Source organism: Kitasatospora sp. NPDC054939, from assembly GCF_053610105.1.
Window position 1 is genome coordinate 1 of sequence record NZ_JBSGXP010000218.1, and the last position, 9669, is coordinate 9669.

The 9669-nt window shown below is 72.8% G+C and carries 11 protein-coding genes; 7 read left to right on the forward strand and 4 right to left on the reverse strand.

Features of this window, described 5'->3' with window-relative positions; all coding sequences use genetic code 11:
- The first annotated feature begins 259 nt into the window (after positions 1-259).
- The 4 genes from ACWGB8_RS36310 (at position 260) to def (ending at position 5036) form a co-directional block, all read left to right on the forward strand.
- Positions 260-1702, forward strand: a complete 1443-nt coding sequence (locus ACWGB8_RS36310; RefSeq protein WP_452217937.1) for an HD-GYP domain-containing protein — start codon at positions 260-262, stop codon at positions 1700-1702.
- Complete coding sequence (locus ACWGB8_RS36315; RefSeq protein WP_452217938.1) at positions 1699-3096, forward strand: HD-GYP domain-containing protein; 1398 nt, start codon at positions 1699-1701, stop codon at positions 3094-3096. The genes ACWGB8_RS36310 and ACWGB8_RS36315 overlap by 4 nt, the downstream gene beginning before the upstream one ends.
- 256 nt (positions 3097-3352) lie before the next feature.
- Positions 3353-4342, forward strand: a complete 990-nt coding sequence (locus ACWGB8_RS36320; protein WP_452217939.1) for a tetratricopeptide repeat protein — start codon at positions 3353-3355, stop codon at positions 4340-4342.
- A gap of 61 nt (positions 4343-4403) precedes the next feature.
- Positions 4404-5036: a peptide deformylase gene (gene def, locus ACWGB8_RS36325; protein WP_452217940.1), complete on the forward strand. Its 633-nt coding sequence runs from the start codon at positions 4404-4406 to the stop codon at positions 5034-5036.
- A 97-nt stretch (positions 5037-5133) separates the two neighbouring features.
- On the opposite strand, the gene ACWGB8_RS36330 is transcribed toward def, so the two are convergent.
- Positions 5134-6192 carry a ferritin-like domain-containing protein gene (locus ACWGB8_RS36330; RefSeq protein ID WP_452217941.1) on the reverse strand — a complete coding sequence of 353 codons (1059 nt, stop codon included), beginning with the start codon at positions 6190-6192 and terminating at the stop codon, positions 5134-5136.
- A gap of 397 nt (positions 6193-6589) precedes the next feature.
- The gene (locus tag ACWGB8_RS36335) at positions 6590-7051 is read right to left on the reverse strand and encodes a hypothetical protein (protein ID WP_452217942.1); all 462 of its coding nucleotides are present in this window, start codon (positions 7049-7051) and stop codon (positions 6590-6592) included.
- 61 nt (positions 7052-7112) lie between these two features.
- On the opposite strand from ACWGB8_RS36335, the gene ACWGB8_RS36340 reads away from it, so the two are divergent.
- Positions 7113-7562 carry a MarR family winged helix-turn-helix transcriptional regulator gene (locus ACWGB8_RS36340; RefSeq protein ID WP_452217943.1) on the forward strand — a complete coding sequence of 150 codons (450 nt, stop codon included), beginning with the start codon at positions 7113-7115 and terminating at the stop codon, positions 7560-7562.
- 127 nt (positions 7563-7689) lie between these two features.
- On the opposite strand, the gene ACWGB8_RS36345 is transcribed toward ACWGB8_RS36340, so the two are convergent.
- Positions 7690-7929 (reverse strand): hypothetical protein, encoded by a 240-nt coding sequence (locus tag ACWGB8_RS36345; RefSeq protein WP_452217944.1) that lies wholly within the window; start codon positions 7927-7929, stop codon positions 7690-7692.
- A 29-nt stretch (positions 7930-7958) separates the two neighbouring features.
- Positions 7959-8135 carry a hypothetical protein gene (locus ACWGB8_RS36350; RefSeq protein WP_452217945.1) on the reverse strand — a complete coding sequence of 59 codons (177 nt, stop codon included), beginning with the start codon at positions 8133-8135 and terminating at the stop codon, positions 7959-7961.
- A 358-nt stretch (positions 8136-8493) separates the two neighbouring features.
- Here ACWGB8_RS36350 and ACWGB8_RS36355 point away from each other — a divergent pair, with 358 nt between their 5' ends.
- Together ACWGB8_RS36355 and ACWGB8_RS36360 are read left to right on the forward strand one after the other, a co-directional pair.
- Positions 8494-9417 carry a helix-turn-helix domain-containing protein gene (locus ACWGB8_RS36355; protein WP_452217946.1) on the forward strand — a complete coding sequence of 308 codons (924 nt, stop codon included), beginning with the start codon at positions 8494-8496 and terminating at the stop codon, positions 9415-9417.
- Entirely contained in the window at positions 9410-9619 is a 210-nt protein-coding gene (locus ACWGB8_RS36360; RefSeq protein WP_452217947.1) for a DUF397 domain-containing protein, read from the forward strand. Before ACWGB8_RS36355 ends, ACWGB8_RS36360 begins: the two co-directional genes overlap by 8 nt.
- Positions 9620-9669: the final 50 nt, after the last annotated feature.

Below are 9669 nucleotides of genomic sequence, written 5' to 3' on the forward strand. Positions count from 1 at the left end.
GGAGCAACCGCTCCCGGGGCCGCGCCGTTTCGTCACCCGTGCCCGTTCGACGGCACTGTCACTCGTTCGAGTGAGTTGGCGGTGCGCCAACTGCGGCATTCCGCGATCATGCGTCTCCGCGCCGGAACAGCGGCCTATCCTCCTGACGAACACTCACCGCCGGGCCCACCGGCGGGCCGAGCGCGGCGCTGGCCAGGACGGCGGGGAGGTCGAGATCGCAACCGACAGTGGTGGAGGAGCGGCCCTGCCGGAGGGCGCGGTGCGGTACCTCGTCGTGGTCCCGCTGACCGCCGCCTGCTGCCTGCTGCCCCTGCTGCCGGCGGCAGTCCCGCTCGGCACGCCGCGCTGGCTCGGCGCCCCGGTCGACTGGCCCAAGGTCGGGCTGCTGGCCTTCCTCCACGCCTGCTGGGAGTCGCTCGCCCAGGGCCTGCCCACCCCCTGCCTCACGCTGGTCCGGATGGTGCTGCGCCGCCCGCCGCCGCCGGTGCGCCGGCCGTCCCGCCCCGGGGTGAACGCCTTCTTCCCGGTGCTGTTCGCGGGCGTGCTGATGCTGCCGCCCGCCGGGGCCGCGCTGGTCGCCCTCCCGGCCGCGCTCTCCGGGCGGGCCGGCCCGCACAGCCGGCTGCGGCGGCTGTGGAACGGCTCCCAGCTGGCGCTGTCCGCGTTCGCCGCCTCGGTGGTCTTCCACCAGCTGTCCGGTCCGCAACTGCTGCTGGGTTCGCGCTTCCCCGCCGCGCTGCTCCCCGCGCTGGCCGCCGTCGGCGCGTTCTGCCTGGTCAACGGCGTACTGGTGGGCGTCATGCTGGTCCTGGCCGAGCGCCGCTCGCCGACCGTGCTGCTGCGCGGCGCGGGCACCGCGGTAGGCCTGCCGGTGCTGGTGCACGCGACCGGCGGGCTGATGGTCGCGGTGCTCTGGCAGGGGCCGTACGGGGCCTTCGCGGCGCTGCTCGCCCTGCTGCCGCTCTCCATCTCCGCCTGGGTCTTCGCCCAGGGCCACCGCGAGCGCGACGCCCACCGGGCCACCGTCCAGGCGCTGGTGCAGGCCGTGGAGATCAAGGACTCGTACACCCGGGGGCACAGCGAACGGGTCGGCAAGGCGTCCGTGCTGATCGCGCGCCAGCTGGGGATGGAGGCCGAGCGGCTGCGCACCCTGCGGTTCGCGGGCATCCTGCACGACGTCGGCAAGCTGGGCGTCGCCACCGAACTGCTGCGCAGAAACGGTCCCCTCACCGAGGCGGAGCGGCGGGCGGTGGAGGTCCACCCGGTGCACGGCTACGAGCTGGTGCACGGCATCGCCTTCCTCGGCGAGGCGCACGCCGGGATCCTGCACCACCACGAGCGGATGGACGGCCGCGGCTACCCGTCCGGCCTGGCGGGCGAGCAGATCCCGGAGTTCGCCCGGATCATCGCAGTCGCGGACGCCTTCGACTCGATGACCTCCACCCGCTCCTACCGGCGCGGGCGGCCGGTCGCCGAGGCCGTCGCCGAGCTGGAGCGCTGCTCGGGCAGCCAGTTCGACCCGGCGATGGTGGAGGCGCTGATCCGGGCGCTCGCGGTGCACGACTGGCAGCCGGTGCTGCCGCCCGCCGGCGGCTGCATCCGGGCGGTGCCGGACATCCCGCTCGGCCTGCCGGAACCGGTCCGCTCGGCGCCCGGCCGGGTGCCGGCCCAGGGCGGCGTCCCCACGGCGGGGCCGCAGTGAGCGGCCGGACCGGGCGGCTGCCGGCGGTCGGCGGGCCGTGGCGGTGGCCGGGGCCCGGCATCCTGGGGCGGCGGGCGGGGAGCGGCTCGCGCGGGGCGGCGGCCGTGCACCTGGCCGCGGGCGTACTGCTGGCCGCCGCGTTCACCACGGTCGCGGTCTGCGGGGTGGCCCAGCCGGAGGTGGCCCTGGCCTTCGTGGTGCTGATCGGGGTCGGCGAGTGCGTCCGGATCACCCTGCCGGGCGACCGCGAGCAGGCCCCGATCGGTGCGGCCGGCGCCCTCGCGTACGCCCTGCTGGGGCCGCTGCGCGGGCTGCCGACCTCGCACGGGGTGCTGCAGGCGGTCGCGGTCACCGGCGCGGGCATGCTGCTGGCCGCCCTGCCCGGGGCCCTGCTGCCCGCGGCGGTGCTGCCCGGCGCCCTGCGCAGGCGGCGCCGGCTCCCGCTGCTCGCGCCGGTCCGGCGGGACACCGCGGCCCGCCGGCTGCTCAGCGTGGGTTTCGCCGCCGCCGTCTTCCAGCCGCTCTACACCGGCGGGCTGGTCGACCGCTGGTCGCCGACCGGTCCCGGGTACGCGGCCTTCCTGACGGCGGTCGCCGCCCTGGTGGCGCTCTGCGACGCGACCCTGGCGGCGGTGCTGCAGCGGGCCCGCAGCGGGCTGCGCTTCCCGGCCGCCCTGGAGGACGAGCTGCGGGCACTGCCGGGCATCGGTTCGGCGATCGCCGCGACCGGACTGCTGGTCGGACTCGCGGCGGGCGAGGTCGGCCTCTGGGCGCTGCCGCTGTTCTGCGCCCCGCTGCTGCTCGCCCAGGTGTCCTTCCGGCGGGCCGCGGCCGTCCGCGCCACCACCGGGCAGACCATCGCCTCCCTGGCCAAGGCCACCGAGGTGGCGGGCTACACCCCGCCCGGCCACGCCCGCCGGGTCGCCGACACGGCCTGCGCGCTCGGCCGCGAACTCGGCCTCGGCACCCGCCAGCTCGTCCTCCTGGAGTACGCCGCGCTGATGCACGACGTCGGCCAGCTGTCGCTGGTCGAGCCCGTCCCGAACGGCGCCACCGCCCTGCTGCCGGCCGACGAGCAGCAGCGGATCGCCCGGCTGGGCAGCGAGGTCATCCGGCGCACCGGGGTGCCCCGGCAGGTCGCCGACCAGGTCGCCCGGCTGGCCGACCCCTGCCAGGGGCCGGACGGCGGGCGGGACCGCACCCTGCCGCTGGCCGCCCGGATCATCCGGGTCGCCAACGCCCACGACGACCTGCTGACCGCCGCCCGCGGCCGCGGCACCGGCGAGGCGGTCGGAAGGCTGGAGGTGCTGGAGGTGCTGCGACTGGGCCGCGGGCCGGTGTACGACCCGCGGGTGGTGGACGCGCTCGCCCGGGTCGGCGGCGGGCGGGGCTGAGCCGGAGGCCCCCGCCGCTCCGGCCCGCTTCCGCCCGGTCCGTACCCGGTGTGATCGACGGGGCCGCTGGGGTTGAGGCCGGGCGGCCGGGCGGGCAGGCTGGGAGAGGGGCGGGCCCGGGAGCCGGATGCATCCGCGACAGTGGGGAGCGCGGGCGGCGGCGGGCGTGGTTGGATGCGGTCGTAGCGTGGAACACCGACCCGGGACACCGGACTCCGGTGCAGGACTTGAGCGGACGACGACGGCAGGGACGAACGTGAGGATCTTCCACCGGGCACGGCACCGGCCGTCCGCCACCTGGCGGCAGACGACCGACCGGGCCTTCACGCTGATCGGCGACGGCCGCTACGAGGACGCCGGGGCGCTGCTCGTGATGGCCGCCGACCTGGAGCCGTGGCTCTCCGACTCCTGGTTCAACCTCGCGCTGCTGCACAAGTTCCGCCGCGACTGGGAGCAGGCCCGCTCGGCCGGCCTGCGCGCGGTGGCGCTGCTCGACCGCGAGCAGGGCGCCCCCGACTGGTGGAACCTCGGCATCACCGCGACCGCCCTGCAGGACTGGCCGCTGGCCCGCCGCGCCTGGCAGGCGTACGGCCTCAAGCTTCCCGGCGGCCCCGGCGCCCAGCCCGACGGCCCGGTCAGCCTCGACCTCGGCACCACCCCGGTGCGGCTCTCCCCGGACGGCGAGTCCGAGGTGGTCTGGGGCAGACGTCTCGACCCCGCCCGGATCGAGGTGCTCTCCATCCCGCTGCCGTCCTCCGGCCGCCGCTGGGGCGAGGTCGTGCTGCACGACGGCGCCCCGCACGGTGAGCGGGTCACCGACGGGGTCGCGTACCCGGTGTTCGACGAGATCGAGCTCTGGGCGCCCTCCCCGGTGCCGACCTTCGTGGTGCTGCTCCAGGCGGCCACCGCGGCCGACCGGGACGCCCTGGAGCGGCTGGTCGCCGACGCCGGCTACGCGGCCGAGGACTGGACGTCCTCGGTACGGCTGCTCTGCCGGGCCTGCTCGGAGAGCCGGATGGCCGCCGACGACGGCCACACCGCGCACCACGACCCGCACGACGACGGGGACGCCGCCCACCCCGGCCACCTCAGCCACCTCAGCCAGGGGGCCGCCGGAATGTCCTGGCTGGTCGAGCGGGAATGCGGCATCGCGGCCCCGGCCTCCCTGGTCCGCACCCTGCTGGACCGCTGGGCCGCCGGATCCCCCGGCACCCGTGCCTACCGTGATCTCGAAGAAGTCTGTTGAGGGCGGCAACTACCCTGGACGGGTACACCCGGACGAATCACGGAAGCGAAGCGGAAGCGACATGGCGGACCAGCACCAGCACGACCACGACCACGAGCACGGCGAGGAGCAGCAGCCCCTGAAGGTCGTCGGCACCGAGCCGGACCTGAGCAAGGGCACCGCGCGCCCGATCACCGTGGTCGGCAACCCGGTGCTGCACCGCGAGTGCCGGACGGTCACCGCCTTCGACGGCGAGCTGTCCGCGCTGATCGACGACATGTTCCAGTCCATGTACGCCGCCGAGGGCGTGGGCCTGGCCGCCAACCAGATCGGCGTCGACTCCAAGGTCTTCGTCTACGACTGCCCGGACGACGACGGCGTGCGCCACATCGGCCACATCGTGAACCCGGTGCTGGAGGAGCTGCCGGCCGGCCGCCGCCGCGTCCTCGACGACGGCAACGAGGGCTGCCTCTCGGTGCCGGGCGCGTACGCCGAGCTGCCCCGCCCGGACTGGGCCGCGGTCACCGGCCAGGACAAGGACGGCAACGACATCCGCGTCGAGGGCACCGGCTTCTTCGCCCGCTGCCTCCAGCACGAGACCGACCACCTGAACGGCTTCCTCTACATCGACAAGCTGTCCAAGCGCGACCGCAAGGACGCCCTCCGCCAGATGGCCGACGGCACCCCGCGCTACGCGACCGTCGCCAACGACTGACGCTGCGCCCAGGGGCGACGGAGGCCGGTGCGGATGACCGCACCGGCCTCCGGTCCGTTGTGCCGGGCTCCGGTTTGTTCGGCTCCGGTCCGTTGGGCTACGGGACGAGGAGCCACTCCGGGCCGTAGGTGAAGCGGGGATCGGCCGGCAGCTTGACCGCGTTGACCTTCTGCGCGGCTCGGCGCATCAGCCCCATCTGCCCGATGGCCGGGCCGATCTCGCCGGGCCCGCCCGCGCCCCACGCGTCCTGGAGGGTGCGCAGCATGTCGCTGTAGTGCTGGTTGAACTCGCGCAGGAGCGCGGCGGTGGTCTGGTCGGGCTCGTTGCCGGGGGAGTTGGCCCAGCCGCCCGCGGGGACCCGCGCGACCGGGGAGGTGTCGGGCAGCGGGACGTCGGGACCGGTGAACTCGAACTTCCCCGTCCGGTCGTCGCGGACGAGCTTCCTGCCGACCGCGATCTCCTTGAAGGCGTAGTAGTGGGCGAGTTCGCCCGGGGCCCCGGGGAAGGGGTTCTCCGGCGAGACCTCGGTGCCCTCGCCCTGGGTCTGGATGACGTGGATGGCGGCGAGCACGTCGTCGACGGTGTTCATCGGGACGATGTCGTTGCCGGCGCCGTGGCCCGACGAGAGCGGGAAGTCCACCTGCCGCTCCCCGGTGATCAGGTGGGCGAAGGAGGGGAAGACATCGGCGATGCGCTGGTAGAACGCGCCGATGGTGTTGCCGTCGGCGGCGAAGGCGAGCGGGTGCTCGGGCTTCTCGATGTCGGCGAACAGGGCGGCCGAATCACGGGTCAGCCCGCTGAGGAACACCTCCAGTCCGGGGTTGACCCCGCCGGGGAGCTGCCCCGGGTACTTCGGGACGGTCTGCGGGTCGGTGAGGACGACGGTGCCGCCGATGGTGGTGAGCATGTTGCAGACCAGGCCGAAGTGCGACATCTCGTCGAAGACGATCTCGCGGATGGTACGACGGACCGGCTTGCTGTTGTCCGGGTCGGTGATCGACCACAGGGCGGTGGCGTAGGGCGGGATGGTGGAGAGTTCCAGCATGATCGCCCGCTGAAGGGCTTCCTTGAGCTCCTGCTCGGTCCAGTCCTCCTCCGCGATGTTCATGAGCTGGACGATCGCGTCGCTTCCGTAGTCGAGGATTCCGGTCGTCACGATGGGCCCCTTTCGTTCGGCTGTCGGCCGGACCGTACTCGGCGACGGATCGTGTGCGGATCTCTTCGGCCGGCGCCGTGCGGGAGTTCATCCGGACGAGCGAACGGGGGCGGTGTCGGCGCGGGGAGCGGTGATCGTCCCGCCGGGGCCGGCGTCCGCAACCGGGTCAACGGGATCAACGGGGGCAGGGGATGCCGGGGTGGATCCGGTGCGGGCAGACGATCACGTAGTGGCCGGTCCCTCCCCGAAGGGCGCGGCGTGCGCCCGGGCGGTGACCGTGGAGAGCCCGGTGCCCGGTAATGGGCGCGCCGGGTTCGGAGAGCGGCCTGGAGAAACGGACCGGTGGCAACACCGGAGCCGCGCTCCAGGTCGACTCGACCGGGGCGAGGGTCATACCTCACCATGCGCTCGCGGCTGGCGCGGCAGACGGAGAGCGCCGTTCGGGTCGGGCGATCCTGGCGGCCGAGGCGAGGTGCAGGACGGCCAGTGCGCCGGCCCCGAGGGTCATACCGGGGTTCTGAACCGTCAGGCCGATGACGGCGTCGCCGATCTGGACCACTCCGGCAACCACCAGCAGCGGCAGCAGTCCGCGCTTGGTGCGGCTGGCGAGCAGCTGATGGATCAAGGCCACCCCGAGGGGCAGAGCCCGGGCCGCATACGCCCCGGCGTAGACGTGGACGCCGCTGGTGATCGCGCTGCCGCGGGGGAGGGCGAGACCGGGGTCAACCAGACCCGCAAGGCAGGAACCCACCGAGAGCAAGGCGCCGAGAGCGTTGGCGACGACCAGGGATCGGGACAGCCCGCTGGGGCGGCGAGTGCCCTGGCCGGGCGCAGACAGGGCGGCGTCGGCGTCAACCATTTGCGTCAACTCCAGAATCGTTCTAGCTGTGAATGATTATTTGGACGGTAGCATTGCCGGCATGGACGATGTCAACCGTCTGCCGCTGACCTCCTCGCTGGTCTTCCGTCTCGGCGCCCTCGGCACCGTGGCGACCGCACGCTTCACCGCGGCGATCGAAAGCCGCGGTCTCAAGCCCAAACACGTCGGCCTGCTTGCCGCGCTCAGCGCCCGTTCGGCCTCGTCCCAACTGGAGTTGTCCCAGGCCATGGGGGTGGCGCCGAGCCTGGTGGTGAGCCTGGCCGACCAATTGGAGGGGATGGGTGCGCTCCAGCGAGTACGCGACCCGGCCGACCGTCGCCGCCAGGCCCTCGTTCTTACGGCCGCCGGCCGCGGGCTGCTCGCCGAGTGCGCCGCCCTGGCACAGGAACTCGACGCCGAGCTCGCCGCCGCCCTCACCCCCGAGGAGCGTGAGGCCCTTCGCCGGGCGCTCGGCGTGCTCGCCAGGGATGTGGGCCTGCCTGTCGAGTAGTCGAAGAGCCGGGTTCATGTTCCCGGTACTGGAAACCGGTCCAACTTCGAACAGGTGATCAGAAGTTCAGCAATGGCGCTGCTTCTTTGCCGGCGTGCCCCTGCGAGTCGCAGGGGCATGCCAGAACTCAGGGGCGGTGGGTGGTGACGGTGATGGGGTGGGCGGTCCAGGTGGTGAGTCCGCCGACGTAGAGGGTGATGCTCCAGCTGCCGTGGCGGGCGAGGCAGCGGGCCGCGCCGTTGCCGTTGCCCGGTCCGATGCAGGCGCGGATGAAGTCCCGGTGGGCCTCGCGGACGGGCAGTTCGCGCACCCGCTCCCAGAGGACGGGCAGTGCTCGGTCGAGGTTAGGGAAGACCGCAGGCGGCATGAGGCCTGTGATCCCGGCCCGTACGGCGCTCACGCCGCAGACTCGGCGGCGACGTGGCACCACGCGAACTTGCCCACCCCGCCGGGCCGCGGCGACCAGCCCCACTGGATGGCGAGTTCGCGGACGAGGAACAGCCCGCGGCCGGTCTCGGTGTGCGCGGACGGCCGGGGGAGCGCGGAGGGGAGTGCGTCCGAGGGGTCGTGCACCTCGATCCGGAGCAGCCCGCCGGCGAGGACGAACCGGATGAAGTGGGGAGCAGGAGTTCGCCGCCCGGGAGGTCGGCGAGGAACTCGCGCAGCTGCTGCCCGGCGGCTCCGGGCGAGCGAACGCTGCGCGGCAGCCAGTAGGTGTGTTCGGTCGGGGCGGGCGGGGTGTTCGTGACGGTCTCGGGCACGGCGGAGCCACCTCCGGTGTCGGGTGCGGTGAGAGCGGCTGAGAGGGCAAAGGAATGCCCGGGTAGCGGCGCGGTCACTGAATGATTGCGATGCGCTACGTTGAGTAGCATGCGGGTAGTGACTTCTAAAGTGCAAGTCCCTACTTTTGGGCGGGCCGAAGATTGTTGTCGTGAGCGCAGGGCGGCAGACTGGCAACCCGCATATCCAACGGGAGGTCAGGCGCGTGCCGGTCAACAGGAACCCGACGGTTCGACAGCGGCGGCTCGCCCGAACGCTCAAGGAGCTTCGAGTTGCTGCCGGGCTGACGATCGCCCAGTCGGCGAGACAGCTCGCGTGCGCCGAGAGCAAGATCAGCCGGATCGAGGCCGCGCAGTCGGGTGTCCGACTGGTGGATCTCCGGTTGTTGCTGGACCTGTACGGTGTGACGAATCCCGCGACCCGGGCGCAACTGGAAGACCTTTCGCGCGAAGGGCGCCTGCGCGGTTGGTGGGATCGCTACTCCGACACCCTGTCCCCGCTGTACGCGGACTACATCGCGTTGGAAACGGACGCGTCGGATGCCTATGGCGTGGAAACGGTTCTGGTGCCGGGACTCCTGCAGACGGAGGATTACACCCGTGCGGTGGTCCGAGCCCAGATTGAGGACGCGACCGCCGAACAGGTCGAACTGCTGACGAAGGTCAGGCTGGAACGCCGTGCGGTCCTGAGGCGGGGGGCGCCTCTGCGTCTCTGGGTGGTGTTGTCGGAATCTGTACTCAAGCACCGGATCGGTGGGCGGGCGGTGATGCGCGAGCAGCTCGACCACCTGGTGGCGATGGCGGAGGAGCCGAACATCAACATCCAGGTGTTGCCCGAGGCCTCGGACGCTCATGCCGCGCTGTTCGGCCCGCTGGTCATCCTGAGCTTTCCGGAGAGCACCGAGACGGATGTCGTCTATGTGGACAGCCTGCTCAGCACGCTCTACATCGAGGAGCCGAACGAGGTCTTCAAGTACTCCGAGCTGTTCCGCAGAGCGCTGGCCGAGTCATTGCCGCGTACGGAATCAATCGCGCTCATCGAGCGCATTGCGAAAGGAACGCTCAGCGATGAGTAGCATCCGCGCTGCTGCGCTCATATGGAGGAAGTCGTCGTACTCCGGAGCGCAGAGCAACTGTGTCGAGATCGCCGTCGGTGTGCCTGCCGCCGTGCCCGTTCGGGATTCAAAGGATCCTGAGGGGCCGGCGCTCCGGTTCTCGCCGGAGGCCTGGGCCTCATTCGTCGGCGCGGTCAGGTCCGGGGAGATCCCGTCCGCCTGACCGCCCGGAACGGCGCCGGGCCCCCCGCCCGGGTGCGCCGGGGGCGGTGG

Bases quoted from the DNA above. Each gene is read 5' to 3' on its own strand.
- ACWGB8_RS36345 (WP_452217944.1), bottom strand. From the start codon at position 7,929: ATGCCGCCTGCGGTCTTCCCTAACCTCGACCGAGCACTGCCCGTCCTC.
- ACWGB8_RS36335 (WP_452217942.1), bottom strand. From the start codon at position 7,051: ATGGTTGACGCCGACGCCGCCCTGTCTGCGCCCGGCCAGGGCACTCGC.
- ACWGB8_RS36340 (WP_452217943.1), top strand. From the start codon at position 7,113: ATGGACGATGTCAACCGTCTGCCGCTGACCTCCTCGCTGGTCTTCCGT.
- ACWGB8_RS36360 (WP_452217947.1), top strand. From the start codon at position 9,410: ATGAGTAGCATCCGCGCTGCTGCGCTCATATGGAGGAAGTCGTCGTAC.
- def (WP_452217940.1), top strand. From the start codon at position 4,404: ATGGCGGACCAGCACCAGCACGACCACGACCACGAGCACGGCGAGGAG.